Annotated in this window: 17 protein-coding genes; 10 read left to right on the top strand and 7 right to left on the bottom strand. The window is 63.8% G+C overall.

Annotated elements, in window-relative coordinates; all coding sequences use genetic code 11:
* From TX78_RS13355 to TX78_RS10790, 3 genes are all read right to left on the bottom strand, one after another.
* Positions 1-282, bottom strand: a 282-nt coding sequence (locus tag TX78_RS13355; RefSeq protein WP_081652765.1) for an FmdB family zinc ribbon protein, incomplete at its 3' end; no start/stop codon positions are given.
* A gap of 43 nt (positions 283-325) precedes the next feature.
* Positions 326-1,021, bottom strand: coding sequence for a 5-formyltetrahydrofolate cyclo-ligase (locus TX78_RS12820; protein WP_049897844.1), 696 nt, complete (start codon positions 1,019-1,021; stop codon positions 326-328).
* 10 nt (positions 1,022-1,031) lie between these two features.
* Entirely contained in the window at positions 1,032-2,666 is a 1,635-nt protein-coding gene (locus tag TX78_RS10790; RefSeq protein ID WP_044496195.1) for a dolichyl-phosphate-mannose--protein mannosyltransferase, read from the bottom strand.
* A 7-nt stretch (positions 2,667-2,673) separates the two neighbouring features.
* Here TX78_RS10790 and rsmI point away from each other — a divergent pair, with 7 nt between their 5' ends.
* From rsmI to TX78_RS10825, 7 genes are all read left to right on the top strand, one after another.
* Positions 2,674-3,627, top strand: coding sequence for a 16S rRNA (cytidine(1402)-2'-O)-methyltransferase (gene rsmI, locus TX78_RS10795; RefSeq protein ID WP_233722251.1), 954 nt, complete (start codon positions 2,674-2,676; stop codon positions 3,625-3,627).
* Positions 3,628-3,677: 50 nt separating this feature from the next.
* Positions 3,678-5,561 carry an AMP-dependent synthetase/ligase gene (locus TX78_RS10800; protein ID WP_044496196.1) on the top strand — a complete coding sequence of 628 codons (1,884 nt, stop codon included), beginning with the start codon at positions 3,678-3,680 and terminating at the stop codon, positions 5,559-5,561.
* A gap of 51 nt (positions 5,562-5,612) precedes the next feature.
* On the top strand, positions 5,613-6,527 hold the full coding sequence (locus tag TX78_RS10805; protein WP_233722252.1) for an NAD(P)-dependent oxidoreductase: 915 nt from the start codon (positions 5,613-5,615) through the stop codon (positions 6,525-6,527).
* Between the two features lie 117 nt (positions 6,528-6,644).
* Positions 6,645-7,712, top strand: coding sequence for a 2,3-butanediol dehydrogenase (locus TX78_RS10810; RefSeq protein WP_044496198.1), 1,068 nt, complete (start codon positions 6,645-6,647; stop codon positions 7,710-7,712).
* Positions 7,713-7,884: 172 nt separating this feature from the next.
* The gene (locus TX78_RS10815; RefSeq protein WP_044496294.1) at positions 7,885-8,784 is read left to right on the top strand and encodes a TatD family hydrolase; all 900 of its coding nucleotides are present in this window, start codon (positions 7,885-7,887) and stop codon (positions 8,782-8,784) included.
* A gap of 5 nt (positions 8,785-8,789) precedes the next feature.
* Positions 8,790-9,785, top strand: coding sequence for a 16S rRNA (adenine(1518)-N(6)/adenine(1519)-N(6))-dimethyltransferase RsmA (gene rsmA, locus TX78_RS10820; protein ID WP_081652775.1), 996 nt, complete (start codon positions 8,790-8,792; stop codon positions 9,783-9,785).
* 69 nt (positions 9,786-9,854) lie between these two features.
* Entirely contained in the window at positions 9,855-10,892 is a 1,038-nt protein-coding gene (locus tag TX78_RS10825; RefSeq protein ID WP_044496199.1) for a 4-(cytidine 5'-diphospho)-2-C-methyl-D-erythritol kinase, read from the top strand.
* 15 nt (positions 10,893-10,907) lie between these two features.
* Here TX78_RS10825 and TX78_RS10830 read toward each other — a convergent pair whose 3' ends face one another.
* On the bottom strand, positions 10,908-11,669 hold the full coding sequence (locus TX78_RS10830; protein ID WP_044496200.1) for a sulfite exporter TauE/SafE family protein: 762 nt from the start codon (positions 11,667-11,669) through the stop codon (positions 10,908-10,910).
* A gap of 165 nt (positions 11,670-11,834) precedes the next feature.
* The gene (locus TX78_RS10835; RefSeq protein WP_044496201.1) at positions 11,835-12,491 is read right to left on the bottom strand and encodes an MBL fold metallo-hydrolase; all 657 of its coding nucleotides are present in this window, start codon (positions 12,489-12,491) and stop codon (positions 11,835-11,837) included.
* Positions 12,492-12,529: 38 nt separating this feature from the next.
* On the opposite strand from TX78_RS10835, the gene TX78_RS10840 reads away from it, so the two are divergent.
* Together TX78_RS10840 and TX78_RS12825 are read left to right on the top strand one after the other, a co-directional pair.
* Positions 12,530-12,919 (top strand): hypothetical protein, encoded by a 390-nt coding sequence (locus tag TX78_RS10840; RefSeq protein WP_044496203.1) that lies wholly within the window; start codon positions 12,530-12,532, stop codon positions 12,917-12,919.
* A 74-nt stretch (positions 12,920-12,993) separates the two neighbouring features.
* Complete coding sequence (locus tag TX78_RS12825; protein ID WP_049897846.1) at positions 12,994-13,485, top strand: NUDIX hydrolase; 492 nt, start codon at positions 12,994-12,996, stop codon at positions 13,483-13,485.
* 156 nt (positions 13,486-13,641) lie between these two features.
* Here the strand turns inward: TX78_RS12825 and TX78_RS14540 are convergent, their stop codons facing one another.
* A complete protein-coding gene (locus TX78_RS14540) occupies positions 13,642-13,821 on the bottom strand; it encodes a GNAT family N-acetyltransferase (protein ID WP_324603323.1) in 180 nt (59 codons plus the stop codon).
* Positions 13,822-14,184, bottom strand: coding sequence for a GNAT family N-acetyltransferase (locus TX78_RS10850; RefSeq protein ID WP_324603324.1), 363 nt, complete (start codon positions 14,182-14,184; stop codon positions 13,822-13,824).
* A 251-nt stretch (positions 14,185-14,435) separates the two neighbouring features.
* Here TX78_RS10850 and TX78_RS10855 point away from each other — a divergent pair, with 251 nt between their 5' ends.
* The gene (locus tag TX78_RS10855) at positions 14,436-16,409 is read left to right on the top strand and encodes an ABC-F family ATP-binding cassette domain-containing protein (protein ID WP_044496204.1); all 1,974 of its coding nucleotides are present in this window, start codon (positions 14,436-14,438) and stop codon (positions 16,407-16,409) included.
* Positions 16,410-16,460 lie beyond the last annotated feature (51 nt).

Consider the following 16,460-nt stretch of genomic DNA (forward strand, 5'->3'; position numbering starts at 1 on the left):
GCTAGACGTGCCGGAGGCCGAGGAACCGGAGCTCGATGAACCGGAGGTGGAGTTCGAGCTGGCTGAGCTTGAGGTGGTGGAGTTGGCGGTGCTGGAGCTGGAACTTCCGCGCGAATCCGTGCGGTAGAAGCCCGAGCCCTTGAAGGTCACGCCCACGTTGCCGAACTTCTTGCGCAGGGTTCCCTGGCATTCAGGGCAGACTGTCAGAGAATCTTCGCTGAAGGCCTGCACGATGTCGAAGGCGTGGGCGCAGTCCTTGCACTGGTAGGCGTAGGTGGGCATTCCTTCTCCAAAAGGGTTAGCACTCGATTGTTTCGAGTGCCAATTATAGGGTGAAAACCCGGTACTCCGTGGCAGCCTGCGAGACGCGCAGATCGTGGTCCTCCACCGGGAAGGATCCAGGATCAAGAACTTCTCCGGAATGCACCACGGCGATCACCTCGCACCGCAGGCCCGGATGCTCGGCGATGAGCTGGTCCAGTCCAGCCAGGGTGGTGTCGTAGAAGCCGCCGCCCTGACCCATTCGGGCACCATTGGTGTCGATGGCCAGGGCAGGCACCAGGATCACCAGCTGCGCTGGGGGATCGGTCGGTTCCGGCAGCAATGGACTACGCCAGGGGTCATGAGCGTCCAGGTGCAGCTGGGCAGCCTGGGCAGCGAGGTCATCGAGACTTCCGGGGCAATCATCGGCTGGCTCCATGACCGGAATCAAGGCGCCGGGTTGCAGAGCGATGCCAGGATTCCACCAGCCCCAGCGCAGTTTGCGGCTGCCGGTTGAGTCAATCATCGGCAGGTATACCGTCCCGTAAAGACCAGAATGTGCGTGCAGAAACGGCATGACATCGGGCTCACCGGGAAATGGGACGTATCCGGCCACCACGGCCTGTGGGTTGATATGGGCCTGCAGAGCATCGCGGAGCATGAGCCCGCGCCGGGCGATCTCCTGAGGGCTCAGCTGCGAGCGGGAAGCACGCAGGCGCCGTCGTACCTGCTGTTTCTGCTCTTGGACAGCATCGCTCACTGCTGGCCTCCTAGATCCATGACTGGATCCACATCCGCATCCGCCACTGGTCATACGGGATCAGCTCTGCGGTCCAGATAGGCCAGAAGAAGACGCTCACCGCCACCGCCAGCAGGACAAAGCACAGCACCAGCACCGTATTGCGTTGTCTGGCGGTGGTGATCGCCAGTTGGCTGCGGGGGGAGCCATCGGCGCCGGTGGCGGAGGTACCCATTCTCAAGACCAGCGCGGCCAGCACGGTGATCGCCAGGATCACAAAGGGGTGGAAGCTGATGGTGTAGAAGAAGAACATGGTGCGGTCCGGGAACAGCAGCCACACGGCATAGCCGGCCAGATAGCCAGAGAGAATTGCACCGTAACGCCAGTCGCGGCGCCCCAGCCACAGGGCGATCACCACGATGAGCGCCAGGAGCCCGGTCCACCAGATCAGCGGATTGGCTAAGTCCAGCACCGCCGAGGAACACGTCTGGACCTGGCAGAGCTCCCCGGTGTCCGCATAGGTCTCTCCCTCGGAGATGCTGCGGTAATGGACTGAGACCGGCCTGCCCATAAACAACCAGGTCCAGGGATTTGAAGCGTACTCATGACCAGAATCCAGGCCGGCATGAAAATCGGTGGCAGAGGTGTGATAGTTCCACAGTGAACGCAGCGGTCCTGGCACCAGTGTGCCCAGGCCGGTAGCCGGGTTCTCCTGGTGCCATAGTCGTCCCCATCCACCAGTTGTCGCCAGCCAACCGCTCCAGGAGGCCACATAGGTCACCAGCGCAATCGGCAGCACCGTCACCACAGCCGGCACACCATTGCGCAGCAGTCCGCTGCTCAGCCAGGAGGTAATGCCCACCGTGCGTCGGGCCTGCAGATCCCACAGCACAACCATCACCCCGAACACTGCCAGGAACGCCAGTGCCGAGAGTTTCACCGCCACCGCGCAGCCCAGCAGCACAGCAGCTACCAATTGCCAGGGACGCCACCACATCCAGGGGCCATTTCGGAGCTGAGCCGGGTCTTCAACCTGGGCAGCCCAGTCCGCCAGGCGTCGTCGTGAGCTGTAGCGGTCCATCAGCAGCGCTCCGAAGGCGGCCAGGACGAACAGCATCAGGAAGATATCCAGCATGGCAATCCGCGAAAGGACCAGGTGGTGGCCCTCAATAGCGGTCAGCAGGCCAGCGAAGCCCCCTAAGAACACTGAGCGGAACATCCGCTGAGCGATCAGCGCAATCAGCAGCACGCTCAGGGTGCCCGCGATAGCGGCGGAGAACCGCCAACCCAGCGCGGAGTCCACACCGAAGAGCCGAATCCCGATGGCGATCAGCCATTTACCCAGCGGCGGGTGGACTACATAGGAGCCCTCATCACTGGGCTGCGGGTCCCCGGCTATCCAAGCGTCATTGGCCTCTTCCGGCCACACCAGCTCATAGCCTGACCTAAGCAGCGCGTAGGCATCCTTCGCGTAGTAGGTCTCATCGAAGACCAGCGCGTGCGGATTGCCTAATTCCCGCAGCCGCAGGATGCCGGCGAAGACGGTCACCACTGCCGGAATCAGCCACCCCCACAGGCCCGGCGAGTAGGCAACGGCACCCAGTCGCTGCTCCCATAGGGCACGGCGGTCGGTGGCGGTCGCGGCAGGGGAGTCAGCGGAGGTCACTCTCGGTATGCTATCCGGGCAGCACTCCACGGGCACGGCAGAACAGGCGGGTAAGGGCGATATGACTCAACAGGCAGAAGCTGAAGGGCTATGGGATGCTCCGATCGTGCTCGCAGCCACTCCGATTGGGAACCTCGCCGATGCCACCGACCGGCTGAAGCAGCTGATCAGCTCTGCGGAGATCATCGCCTGCGAAGATACCCGGCGCACCCGTCACCTGATCAGCGCGCTGGGCTTGCGCAGCAGCGCCACGCTGGTGAGCCTGCACGAGCACAATGAGGCCTCTCGCTCTGCAGAACTGATCGAACAAGCACGGCCTGGGGCGCGCATTCTGATGGTCTCCGATGCCGGGATGCCCGCAGTCTCCGATCCGGGTTTCAGGTTGACTGCCGCAGCCATCGACGCCGGGGTGGGAGTCACCGTGGCCCCGGGAGCATCAGCAGTCACTACAGCGCTGGCGCTGTCCGGGCTGCCCACTGACCGTTTCACCTTCGCCGGATTCATCCCGCGTAAGCACAGTGACAAACAGCAGCTGATCCTGCGGCTGCGCAGTGAAGACTGGACCACGGTGCTTTTCGAGTCACCGCACCGGGTGGCTGCAGTGACCGCTGAGCTGGCCGAGGGGCTCGGGGAGAACCGCAGGGCCGCCGTCGCCCGTGAGCTGACCAAGAAATACGAAGAGGTGCTGCGCGGGACCCTCGGTGAACTGGCTCAGCAGCTGGCCGAGCGGGCGGAAACACCCGGAGGGCTCAAAGGAGAGTTCGTGCTGGTCATCGCCGGAGCAGCCGCCGGCGACCGGGAAGATGAACCTGCGCCCACTGTGGACGAGCTGGCCGGCGTCGTCCTGGAGCGTGCGGCGGCTGGAGAAAAACTCAAAACCGTGGCCAAAGAACTCGGTACCAGCCACGGCATTTCTGCCAGCGAGCTTTATGACGCAGCTCAGAAGCTCAAACAGCGCTGACCTCAAGCCCAGGCCAAGTTACCGACTAGTACGTACATTAGACTGGCGGCGTGACTACTGAGCCCCGCCCCGCAGCCCGCGAAACTGACACTGCATCGGTCCACGAGTCCGCTCATGAACATCTGGTGCGTATCGCCGACGATGTCAACGTCACCGACGGTGTCCTGGACTTAGCGCACAGGAGTCCCCGGCACACTGTCTACGCGGTGCGCAACGGCAGCGGCGGCTGGTTGGACGTGTCCATCTCAGCTTTCCTCACCGAAGTCCGAGCGGTCGCCAAGGGACTCATCGGGCTCGGGGTGGCCCCTGGGGATCGAGTGGCGGTCATGTCAGCCACCAGTTATTCCTGGGCCGTTCTGGACCAGGCCATCTGGTTCGCCGGCGCAGTGTCGGTTCCCATCTATGAGACCAGCTCCGCCCACCAGGTCGGCCAGCTGCTGGCGGACTCCGAGGCGAAGCTGCTGTTCATCGGCGACGCAGACCTCAGGGACCGGGCCCAGGCCGCCGCGCAGACCGCCGGCTGGGAGGATGCTGACGCCAAGATCCTGAGCATGAGCGGCCCTGCCGCTCTGCAGGCGGTAGCCGCCCACGGGGAGAACGTCACTGACCAGCAGCTGGAAGCCGCCCGCTCAACGGCAGGAGCAGACGACGTCGCCACCTTGGTCTATACCTCCGGCACCACCGGGAAGCCTAAGGGCGTGCGCATCACACACCGGAACCTTGCCGAAGGCGCCGCAAACCTGCTGCCCTTTGCTGAGGCGATTCTCGGTGAAGGCGAATCCCGCACGCTGCTGTTCCTCCCGCTGGCCCACGTGCTGGCCCGTGCCGTGCAGCTGACGTGTCTGCACCAAGGTGTCCAGGTGGCCCATACCGGTGACACCGCCACACTGCTGGAGGATCTCGGCTCGTATCGGCCTACCTGGCTGCTGGCGGTCCCGCGGGTGTTCGAGAAGGTCTACAACTCGGCCTCGGCCAAAGCCCACGCAGAAGGCAAGGGCAAGATCTTTGATGCCGCGAAGAACACCGCCATCGAATACGCCAAGGCGGCAGAGGCTGCAGCTCACGGTGTCGGCCCTGGCCCTTCGACGTCGCTGAAGGCTAAGCACAAACTGTTCTCCGTGCTGGTGTACTCCAAGCTGCACGCGCTGCTGGGCGGCAATGTGCGCTACATCGTCTCCGGAGCATCCCCGCTGAACCAGGAGATCGGCTACTTCTTCACCGGCATCGGCGTGCCGCTGCAGGAAGGATACGGGCTGACCGAGTCCACCGCGCCGATCACTTTGAATATCCCCGGGGCCACCCGGATGGGAACCGTGGGTCTGCCGGTGCCCGGTCATGCAGTGCGGATTGCCGAGGACGGCGAGATCCTGCTGAAGGGCTCAGTGGTCTTCGACGGCTACCACAACAACGACGACGCCACCGCTGAAGCGTTCGACGATGACGGTTGGTTCCGTTCCGGTGACCTCGGATCCCTGGATGCTGATGGATACCTCTCCATCACCGGACGCAAAAAAGAGCTGATCGTCACTGCCGGTGGCAAGAACGTCTACCCGACGCCATTGGAGGAGGCAGTGCGTGCCCATCCGCTGATCAGCCAGGTGGTCGTCGTCGGCGATGAGCGGCCGTTCGTGGCGGCACTGGTGACCCTGGACCCAGAAGGCATACCGGGCTGGGCCGCTGAGCACGGTTTCGGTGAGCTCAGCATGTCTGAAGCGCTGGCTGATCCGGCGGCCCGGGGTGCGCTGAGATCCGAGGCACAGGCGGCAGTGGATGCGGCCAATGAGAAAGTCTCCCGCGCGGAGTCGATCCGGAAGTTCACCCTGCTGGACACTGAGCTCTCAGAAGAGTCCGGGCACCTCACCCCATCCATGAAGCTCCAGCGGCAGAAAGTCATCAAGGACTTCGCTGAGGCCGTCGAGGAACTCTACGCCTAGATGGAAGGTCGTCCTGTGAAGGTCCTGCTGCCAGCTGATCAGGAACTCCCAATGATCAGCATTGACGGAGCCGAGTTCGTCAGCCTCGATCTTCGCGGCACCATCCCTGAAGAGCACCGCGACGCCGAAGTGATCGTGGAATGGGGGACGCCGGCTCCGCTAGTAGCACAGACCCTCGCGCAGCTCCCCGCGCTGCGCTGGGTCCAGAGCCTATCGGCCGGACCCAATCACGTCCTGGCACAGGCCCCCGACCACGTGCTGGTCACTGGCGGCAGCGGCCTGCATGACAAGCCCGTCGCCGAGCACACCCTGGGGCTGATTCTCGCCGGTCTGCGCCGAGTGCACCTGGCGGTCCGCGCCCAGCAGGAACGCCGCTGGGCAACTGAGCTCGGCGGACTGCAGCCCGAATATGACCCCCACGCCGTGACCACACTGCGCGGCGCGCGAGTGCTGATCTGGGGCTACGGCAATATTGCCCGCGAACTGACCGGACACTTACAGGCCCTCGGCGCTACAGTCACCGGCGCGGCGCGCCGCCCACGGACCGAGAACGGCGTCAGGGTCGTCGCGGCTGAGGGACTTGAGGAGGAGCTGAAGCGCACTGATGTACTGGTGATGATCCTCCCCGGAAGTGATTCCACACACCATGCCCTCAACGCCCACAGGCTTGCCCTGCTGCCGGCCCGCTCCTGGGTAGTCAACGTAGGGCGCGGCACGGCAATCGATCAGCAGGCCCTGCTCGAAGCAGTACGAGAAGGCAAGCTGGCTGGTGCTGCACTCGATGTCACCGACCCCGAGCCGCTGCCGAGTGATTCGCCGCTGTGGGATGAACCGGGCATCATCATCACCCCACACGCTGCCGGGGGTCGGCCGCTGGATGCTGCGCGACTCATTGAAGCCAATGTGCGGGCCTATCTGGCGGGGGAGCCCCTGCGAAACGTGTTGCAGGCCGGGAGCCCGGCCTAGACCTGCACCTCAGATCTGCACTAACGCGCGGCAGGGGGCACCAACCCTGTGCCTCTGCTTCCGCGCCCAGTATGGTGGGCCCTGCGGAGGGGGAGTCCACCTATTGGAGGGAACACTATGCGAGCAGCCCGTTACTACGACCGCAAAGATATCCGCATCGAAGACGTCGAGGCCCCGGAGCTCAAGCCAGGACACGTCGCCATCGATGTCGCCTGGTGCGGCATCTGCGGCACAGACCTGCACGAATATCTGGAAGGACCTATCTTCATCCCGCCTGCAGGACATCCGCACCCGATCTCCGGGGAATCAGCGCCGGTGACCATGGGACACGAGTTCTCCGGCACCGTCACCGCAGTGGCTGATGACATCAATGACCTCGAACCGGGCCAGAATGTCGTAGTTGAGCCGTACATCATCAGTGATGATGTGCCCTCGGATAATCCGGAGGTGAATTATCAGCTCAGCCCCAACATGAACTTTATCGGTCTGGGCGGCCGGGGCGGCGGACTGAGTGAGAAGGTAGTCGTGGAGCGCCGATGGGTGCACCCCATCGCCTCCCACGTGGGCCTGGACCAGGCCGCACTGATCGAACCGTTGGCAGTGGGACACCACGCTTTCGTCCAGTCCCGCGCCAAGGCTGGCGACGTCGCCATTGTCGGCGGTGCTGGGCCTATCGGCCTGCTGACAGCAGCAGTCCTGAAGGCCGAAGGCCTTACTGTATATATCTCCGAGCTGTCTGAGGCGCGCAAAGCCAAGGCTCGGGAAACCGGGGTTGCCGACCAGGTCTTCGACCCACGTGAGGTCGATGTAGCTGATGAGGTCCGCCGCCTCACCGACGGCGCCGGGGCCGATGTGGGATTCGAATGTTCGTCGGCAGAGCCGGTCTTGGACATGCTCATTGACGCGGTCAGGCCCGCGGGGGTCATCGTCAATGTCTCCATCTGGGGCCACAAGCCCACAGTTGACCTGCCGAATCTGGTGCTGAAGGAACTCCAGCTGGTGGGAACTATCGGATATGCGCATGATCATCCGCGCGTTATCGAACTGGTCGAACAGGGCAAGATCAACCTCGAACCCTTCATCACTGGTCGTATCGGGCTCGATGCGCTGGTCAGCGAAGGTTTCGACGAACTGATCAACAACACCGAACACCACGTGAAGATTCTGGTGGATCCGCGGGCCTGACACCTAAGCTCTGGCCGGGGCGCACTAGACTAACCTGTTGATGAGCAGCAAGAGTGTGACTCCCGGCCAGACGCCCCCGGTCTATACGCCTAGTGCTACTGCGCCCGGCACCGCAGACCATACGCAGCCCCAGATTGAATCCGCCGCGACAGAGCGCGCAGCGCTCAACGGCGTGGGCGAATCCGGTCAGGAGGCTCCCCGCCGCAGCCAGGCGGAGGAGAAATCCGGTAAGAAGCGCCGCCTGGAATATCCCCCCGCCCCCGAGCCGCTGCCGGTCCCAGTGATTGACAACCACGCGCACCTTGACTTCCGCGATGGGCTGGTCCGGGTCACCGTCCAAGAGCATCTGGATACTGCAGAAGCTGTGGGTGTCACTGGCGCGGTGCTGGTGGGCTACGACGTCGCCAGCTCGGAATTCGCCGTGACCGCCGCTCAGCAGGAGCCACGCGCCAAGGCCGCCGTCGCCCTGCACCCGAATGATGCACCCATCCTCGCCGAGGCGGGGGAATACGACGACGCCTTCGCACGTATCGCTGAACTCGCTCAGGACCCTGAGACGGTGGCCATCGGCGAAACCGGCCTGGACTACTTCCGTACCCGAGAATCCCGCCGCCCGGCCCAGCACCGCAGCTTCCGTGACCACATCGCCGTTGCTGCCGAGCGTGGACTGGCCATGCAGATTCATGACCGTGATGCCCATGAGGATGTCGTCGACATCTTGAAGGACGCCCCAGAGCTGCCGCGTTCCGTGGTCTTCCACTGTTTCTCCGGAGATGAGCAGCTCGCCCGGATCTGCAATGAGAACGGCTGGTACATGAGTTTCGCCGGCACCGTGACCTTCAAAAACTCCGATGGGCTGCGTGAGGCCCTGAGCATCGCGGATCCACAGCTGATCCTGGTGGAGACTGATGCTCCGTTCCTGACCCCGCATCCCTACCGCGGTCAGCCCAATGCGCCATATCTGATCCCGCAGACAATGCGGCTGATGGCCGAGGTTCGCAGCGCGGAGCTCTCCGCCCTGTGCCAGCAGGTCATGTTCAATACCCAGCAGGCTTACGGGCAGTGGGTATGAACTCCATGACAAACGACGACGCAGACCAGACCCGGCCAAGTCAGAAGCAGGACCTGCCGCAGTTGCCACAGCTACTCAGTGCAGCCCATATCCGGGACCTTGCCGATGGCCTGGGGATCCGCCCCACCAAGCAGTGGGGGCAGAACTTTGTGATCGACCCCAACACCATCCGGCGGATTGTGAGCTTGGCAGAACTCGATGGCACCGAACATGTGCTCGAGGTCGGACCCGGCCTGGGGTCACTGACTCTGGGGCTGCTGGATGAAGCGGCCAAAGTCACCGCTGTAGAGATCGATCCGAAACTGGCCGCACAGCTGCCCGAGACTGTGGCCGCCATGCGCCCGGAGCTGGCGCAGAACCTGACGGTGATCAGGCAGGATGCGCTCAAGCTTCAGGAGGGATCACTGAATGCGAGGGTGATCAGCGGGGAGAGCTCCCGGGCCGATGCCACGGCAATGAGCGGTGAGTCCGATCTCTCCCTGGGGGCACCGGAGGTGCTGGTGGCGAATCTGCCCTATAACGTAGCGGTGCCTGTGGTGCTGCATCTGCTGCAGATCCTGCCTTCACTGCGTAAGGGCCTGGTGATGGTCCAGGAAGAAGTGGCAGACCGAATGTCTGCTGCCCCCGGGTCGAAGATCTATGGTGTGCCCAGCGTCAAAGCTGCCTGGGATACGCATATGCGCAAGGCCGGTGTGGTCGGCAAACGGGTCTTCTGGCCCGAACCACGGATCTCCTCAGGACTGGTGCGCTTTGACCGGCACGAACCGGTATCCGCTCAAGTGACCCGCGAAGAGGTCTTCGCGGTGGTGGACGCTGCCTTCGCACAGCGGCGCAAAACCCTGCGCGCCGCACTGGCAGGGCTGGTGGGATCCGGGGATGCCGCCGCTGCGGCACTGCAGGAGGCCGGCATTGACCCCTCCGCTCGCGGGGAGACTTTGGATGTCCATGCCTTCGCCCGGATTGCCGCAGCGCTGCGCCAGCGGCAGGACGGTGTCGCGTGAACTGGCAACGTGGGGTGAGCCGGCGACGTCGGGCGCACGTGTCAGTGCCCACCGTTAGGGTGGGATGACATGCGAGACAGCGAATTTTTCGGTCACGTGACCGCCCTGGCACCGGGCAAAGTGAATCTGAGCCTGCGTGTGGGGCCCCCGCGTGAAGATGGCTATCACGACGTCGCCACGCTGTACTTTGCGGTCTCGCTGTACGAGGAGATCACGGCAACTCCGCGGGAAGACGGTGCCATCACCATCAGCATCTCCGAGCGTTCCGCTTTCACCGGCGTGGAACACACTGATCCTGACACCGGGGAGACCGTTACTGCGGAGATCCCGTTGGACGAACGGAATCTCGCATATAAGGCTGCTGCGCTGCTGCGCGAGACTCTCCGCCAGCGCGACGCGTCGACTCTGACTTTCCCGCGCCGCGACGCCACCGGTGAACTGCTTCAGGGTCCGCCACAGTACGGAGTTGACCTGACCATCACCAAGAATGTCCCTATTGCCGGAGGAATGGGCGGCGGATCCGCGGACGCTGCCGCAGCACTCTTGGCCTGCTCCGCGCTGTGGGATGCCGGACTGTCCAAGGAACAGCTGGTTGAACTCGGTGCTGAACTGGGGGCTGATGTTCCTTTCGCTATCCTCGGTGGTGCCGCGGTCGGTCAGGGCGTGGGGGATGAGCTCTCTCCGCTGCTGACTCACGGGGAGCTTCACCTTGTCATAGTCCCGGCCACTGCCGGATTGTCTACCCCGGAGGTGTACCGGCAGCTGGACTCCATGCGGGAGGCTGCCGGCATCGAAGCAGAGGCACCTGAATTGGATGCGGATCTCGTAGGCGCAGTCAGCGCGGGGGACGCCGAACTGATTGCCACCTTGATGGCTAACGACCTGCAGGCCCCTGCAGTCTCCATGATTCCGGCCCTCGATGACATGCTCGATGCTGGACTGACCGAAGGCGCGCTGCAGGGCATGGTCTCTGGTTCCGGTCCGACGCTGGTGTTCCTGGCTCGGGATGCCGCCGCTGCAGCACAGTTGGCCACCGGACTAGAGGAACGTACCGAGGTGTGGGCGATCCCGGTGACCGGCCCCGCATTGGGTGCCCGCCTGCTCTGACGTCCGTCCGAGGTTCTAGCCAGTGACGGTGGTGGTGATACCGGTGGCCAGCGACAGGACCGCCCCCAGGAATGCCAGGGCAATGACGACTCGGCGAACCAGACGTTCACTGACCCGATTGCGGATCTTTGTGCCGATAAACAGGCCCACGATCACCGCAGCCAAGGAACCAACCCAGAACCACACTGGCAGCTGCGGAAATTCACTGCCACTGAAGGCGACTTTGGTCAGCAAACCCGTGACTGAGAGCAGCACCCACAGCGGCTGCATTGTTGCGGCGAACGAGACCACGCTCCACCTGCTGATGACCGCGTAGACCGTCATGGCAGGCCCGCCCACTCCTGCAAGCACCACTCCTGCACCGGCGCCGACGCCGGTGAGCAGCCGGGTCCCGGTACCGTCAATCTGAGAGCTGCTGCGGCTGAACAGCAAGGAGATACTCAGCCCGATGATCACCGCGCTGGCCACCACAATGTAGAGCGGCCCCTGCGGCATGATGGCCGCAATCCACCCGAAGAGCGGCATGACCGCCACCGCGGCCGGGGCGATCCAGAGCAAACGACGCCATTCGATATACCGCCACACCATCGGCAGCATCAGAAGCGGTGCTACTCCGCCGAGCACATTCGCCAGCATGACTCCACTGTGGGGGCCCACCATGACCACCAGGAAAGGGGCCAGCATCATGGCGAAGCCCATACCGGTGACCCGCTGAAGTGCGGTAGCCAGCACCACCATTCCGATGATGATGACAGCCACCAGCACACCTTCAGACATCAGCACCTCACCACAGAAACAGCAGAATCTTTGCCGCCGGATCATCCCAGGCCAACGCCCGATCCAAGCGGCACCAAGGTCCTACCTTACGCCTGTGCAGGGAAGGGATGAGAAAGCGTCGTCTTTGCCGCCCCCAGGGTGGCACTAGCTCACCGGGACAACGGGCTAGAACTCCCGGCTTCCTCCGCCGCGCAGAGACACGATCTCAGTGCCGGTGAGGTTGCCGATCTGCCGGTTCAACAGTTCACGTCCTCGATCCGAGAGCAGCTCATCGTGAATCGGAATACTGACTTCTGGCACACCCAATGCGCGTACAAACTCCACCTGCTCCTTCATGGCAGCCCAGGGCCCCATGATCGGCAGCGCCAGCACATCCACACCCGTCGGGGCTGCGTCACCGGGCACCGCCTGCAGCGAATCCCCGGGATGGAAAAAGACCGGCTCGCCTTCGGCGTGCAGCACATAGCCCAGGTTGTGGATTCGCGGGATATCGGCGTGGATCACCGCATGGTCACCCCCGACAGCGTTTATTGTCAGGCCTCCAACCTGAATCTGTTCACCTGGGGTCAGCGGCACGGCACCGGGGAGCGTGACGGCCTGAGCGACGTCGTCGGCGGTGTAGACCAGGGCCTGCGGGTTGGCCTCCAGCAGTGCCGGGGCGTGGTCGGGATCCACATGGTCGGGGTGCTGGTGGGTGATCAGCACTGCGTCGAGGTCGGTCACCCCGTGCCAGTCGGTGCTGAAGGCTCCCGGATCTATGAGAACTCGTGCCCCGGCAGCTTCCACCAGCAGGCATGAATGGCCCAGATGAGTGATGCGCATGCGGCCAGCCTAACGAAACTGCAGGCTAGGGTGGAGGGATGGAAGCGGTCGCAATTGTCTTTGGTCTGGTCTTCGCCGCGCTGTTCCTGGTGGGCGGGGTGATGGTGATCGCCCACCTGCCGAAGTGGCTCAGCGGAGAGTCTGCGCCGGTGCTGGACCAAGCAGCTGTGCTGCAGCTGCTGGCCGATGTCACCGCTGAGGCGCATGCGCAGGGAGCGGAGGCTCAGCGCGCCGTGGAGGAACTCCGCGAGCTAGCCCCGCAGCTGAGCAAAGAGGAGTGGCAACTCTTCGAAGACCGCTACCGGGAAACTCTCGAAGTGTTCTCCTCCGGACAGAGTGAGGTGCAGGCGCAGCTGGAGCATTTGGATCGCATCTTTCGCCGTGACCGGGTGATCGGCCAGGCCCGGCGGGAGCTCCGCGAGGACTGACCCCGTCACCTGTTACCCCTGCAGCGCTGAACTCGGTGCCCATCAGAGATGCCCGGGCCGATAGACTCCAGCAGATGGGCGAACTCACTGAAGATGCCGCGGAGCTGAAGAAACAGTTCACCGCCACCGGATATGTGGTCAGCGCTGATCGCAGCAGAATGCTGATGATCTTCCACCGTGGCCTGACGCTGTGGCTACCCCCGGGAGGCCATGTGGATCCTGATGAGTTCCCCGGTGATACCGCGCTGCGTGAGGTCTGGGAGGAGACCGGGGTGCGGGCCCGGCATGCCGGAACTCATACTCTGGACCTTGGCGCCGGCGGGAGGAAAGAGATGCAGCTGCCCACGCCTTTCGCTATGGCGGCACAGCGGATTCCCCCTTCGCCGAAGGATCCGGAGGAGCATATCCACATGGACCTGATGTACCGGCTCGAGGCCGACGACGACGCCCCGCTGACCGCCGCTGAAGCAGAGGTCAGCGACGTCGGCTGGTTCACCCGCGAGCAGATCGATCAGCTGGACACCACGGAGAGTGTGCGTCGGTTCGCGCACGCTCAGCTGCTCTGACCCAGTTTCTCTGCCCCAGCTCCCCTGCGTTGCCTTTCCACACCCGGCTTTTCTGACCCCACCACAAGTTCAGTGGTCACTTTGTCCGTTATTCGCACGGTTTTAGCCGCTTGGGTTTTACTCAGAACAGGGCGCAGAAATGCGCGGACCGCAGGCCTAGTCCCGGTCAAGCAAGCGCTGGAACAACAGGTGATCCTGCCACTGCCCAGCAATCTTCAGATACTTCTCCGCCAGCCCGATCTTCTGGAACCCCGCCGTGCGCAGCACTGTCTGCGAGGCCTGATTATAGACCAGCACGGAAGCCTGAAGCCTATGAAGCCCGTCATTGGCGGCCATTTACAGGACCTGGCGAGTAGCCGCCGTCGCAATCCCACGCCCGGTATAGGCCTGATCTACCCAGTACCCCAGATGCCCGCTGAGGAAGGGGCCGCGCACGATGTCAGTGATGTTGAACCGGCCGATGATCAGCTCGCCGTCTTCCAGTATCAAAGGCAGTGACCGTCCGGCCTCGCAGTCGGCGATCTTGGCCTCCACATCCTCGGCCTGACCAGCAGCAGTGAAGTAGAAATCATCACGTGCCGGTTCCCAGGGAGCCAGGTGGGATCGGTTGCGGATGTAGGCCGCAGCCAGAGGCTCTGCGTCCTCGGGCAGCAGCTCACGCAGAATCACTGAGCCCTGGATGCGGTGTCCATGTGTCATTGGCACAGTGTAGGCCGCCTGTGCGGCGGCGATGCCGCAGAGCGCCGTCGGGACGGTTGTGCTTTGCGCGCCATGGGATCTCGAGTGGACGATTTGCTGCGCTTCCAGGCCGCTGACACGCAGCAAATCGTCCACACCGTGCGGGGGTGGGTGCACCGCGGCCTCCATCCCGCACCAGCGGCACACCCGCGCGCACCCGGTGCCGCCGCCCGGTCCACCAGCAGCGGCGCGCCCGGTAGGCTTGATGCCCTATGGCTAATCAGCAAGGGCTTCACCTCATGGGCGCCGAGGGACTGACCATCACCTTCGGCACCCGCACCGTTTTGGACAACATCACCTTGGGCATCGATTCAGGTGATCGCATTGGCATTGTGGGTCGCAATGGCGACGGCAAATCCACCCTGATGCGCATCCTGGCCAAGCAGATGGAGGCCGACGACGGCCGCGTCACCTGGCGCGGAGGCGTCTCCGTGGGGTTCCTGGACCAGCAGGATATCCTGGTCCACGCTGACACTGTCCGGCAGGCCGTGGTGGGGGATCTCCCTGACCACGAGTGGGCCTCAGACCCGCGCCTGCGCGATGTGGTGGATGGCCTGCTGCCCGGCATTGACGGCGGCACTGGCGAAGGCGGCATCAGCTGGGATCAGCCGGTGGGTGCGCTTTCCGGAGGTCAGCGACGGCGCGTGGCCCTGGCCCAGCTGCTGATGGCTGATCACGATGTGATCATGCTTGATGAGCCCACCAACCACCTCGACGTCGAAGGCGTGGCATGGTTGGCTAACCATTTGAAGACCCGCTGGAGGAGGGATGAAGGCGCCTTCCTGGTGGTGACCCACGACCGCTGGTTCCTGGACGAGGTCTGCACCCTGACCTGGGAGGTCCACGATGCGACCGTGGATCATTTTGAAGGCGGCTATGCGGCCTACACGCTGGCGAGGGCAGAGCGCGACCGCGCCGCGGCAGTGGAGGAACAGAAGCGCCAGCAGCTGGTGAAAAAAGAGCTTGCCTGGCTGCGCCGCGGCGCACCGGCCCGCACCACCAAAGCCAAGTTCCGCGTGGATGCCGCCAATGCGCTGATCAACGACGTCCCGGAGCACCGCGATGAGGTGCAGCTGAAGAAGATGGCCACCGCCCGGCTGGGCAAAGACGTGCTGGACCTGGAGAACCTCAGCTACACGGTGACCAAGCCGGCCGCCGACACTGGGGGAGCGGGCGACGTCGACCACCGGATCTTCGAAGACGTCACTTTCCGGCTGGGTCCGGGGGAGCGGGTCGGCGTCGTCGGGGTCAACGGCGCTGGCAAGTCCACACTGCTGCGCCTGCTCGATGGCGCGCTTGAACCGGACGCCGGCCGGGTCAAGCGCGGCAAGACGGTCAAAACCGCGATCCTCACTCAGGAGGTAGAGGAGCTGCGCGAACGCGCCGGGATGCGCGTCCATGACGTGATGACCGAGGACAAGAACGTCTTCGACGTTGGGGGCAAGGAGCTCTCCGGGGCACAGCTGTTGGAGACCCTGGGTTTCAGCCGGGCGCGTCAGTGGACACCGGTGGGGGATCTCTCCGGCGGTGAGCGGCGCAGACTGCAGCTGTTGAAGCTGCTGACCGGCGAGCCTAATGTGCTCATGCTCGATGAGCCCACTAATGATCTCGACACTGACACCTTGGCCGCCATGGAGGACCTTCTCGACGGATGGCCCGGTACCCTCATTGTGGTCAGCCACGACCGTTACCTGCTGGAGCGTGTGACTGATCATCAGGTGGCACTGTTGGGAGACGGCAAGATCCGCGCCCTGCCCGGGGGAGTTGAGCAGTACCTGCGCATCCGCGAGGGCAAAGAACCAGCACCCGGACTTCGCGATACCTACCGCGGCCAGTCCAGTGCAGCAGCCACCGCGGTGCCAGGCTCAGTCAGCGCAGCCAGCACCAAGCCGACGACGACGGCGGGCACGGGCACTACTACAGCGGGAGCACCTGCTGCAGGACAGGCCTCCGCCTACTCGGAGGCCGATAAGCGGCAGGCGCGTAAGACCATGCAGCGGGTGGAGAAGCAGATGGAGAAGCTTTCCGATCAGGTGGCCGGGCTTCACCAGCAGATGGCTGTTGCCTCCGAAGCCATGGACCTGGAGAAGCTCAGTGCACTGCAGGCTGAGCTGAGCGCCGCAGAGGCAGAGCTGGCCGAGTCAGAGGAGGCCTGGCTGGAGGCCAGCGATATCGCTGAGTCCTGAACCGGCAGAGTCTTGAAACCGCTGAGACTCGCCTTAAGCTATCAAATAGTT

The sequence above is a fragment of the Nesterenkonia massiliensis genome, assembly GCF_000455245.1.
Taxonomy (GTDB): Bacteria; Actinomycetota; Actinomycetes; order Actinomycetales; family Micrococcaceae; genus Nesterenkonia; species Nesterenkonia rhizosphaerae.

What these genes read in the sequence shown, in the direction of transcription:
- rsmI (WP_233722251.1), top strand. Translation starts at nt 2,674, where the DNA reads ATGCTATCCGGGCAGCACTCCACGGGCACGGCAGAACAGGCGGGTAAG.
- TX78_RS10805 (WP_233722252.1), top strand. Translation starts at nt 5,613, where the DNA reads ATGATCAGCATTGACGGAGCCGAGTTCGTCAGCCTCGATCTTCGCGGC.
- TX78_RS10810 (WP_044496198.1), top strand. Translation starts at nt 6,645, where the DNA reads ATGCGAGCAGCCCGTTACTACGACCGCAAAGATATCCGCATCGAAGAC.
- rsmA (WP_081652775.1), top strand. Translation starts at nt 8,790, where the DNA reads ATGACAAACGACGACGCAGACCAGACCCGGCCAAGTCAGAAGCAGGAC.
- TX78_RS10825 (WP_044496199.1), top strand. Translation starts at nt 9,855, where the DNA reads ATGCGAGACAGCGAATTTTTCGGTCACGTGACCGCCCTGGCACCGGGC.
- TX78_RS10830 (WP_044496200.1), bottom strand. Translation starts at nt 11,669, where the DNA reads ATGTCTGAAGGTGTGCTGGTGGCTGTCATCATCATCGGAATGGTGGTG.
- TX78_RS10835 (WP_044496201.1), bottom strand. Translation starts at nt 12,491, where the DNA reads ATGCGCATCACTCATCTGGGCCATTCATGCCTGCTGGTGGAAGCTGCC.
- TX78_RS10840 (WP_044496203.1), top strand. Translation starts at nt 12,530, where the DNA reads ATGGAAGCGGTCGCAATTGTCTTTGGTCTGGTCTTCGCCGCGCTGTTC.
- TX78_RS12825 (WP_049897846.1), top strand. Translation starts at nt 12,994, where the DNA reads ATGGGCGAACTCACTGAAGATGCCGCGGAGCTGAAGAAACAGTTCACC.
- TX78_RS14540 (WP_324603323.1), bottom strand. Translation starts at nt 13,821, where the DNA reads ATGGCCGCCAATGACGGGCTTCATAGGCTTCAGGCTTCCGTGCTGGTC.
- TX78_RS10850 (WP_324603324.1), bottom strand. Translation starts at nt 14,184, where the DNA reads ATGACACATGGACACCGCATCCAGGGCTCAGTGATTCTGCGTGAGCTG.
- TX78_RS10855 (WP_044496204.1), top strand. Translation starts at nt 14,436, where the DNA reads ATGGCTAATCAGCAAGGGCTTCACCTCATGGGCGCCGAGGGACTGACC.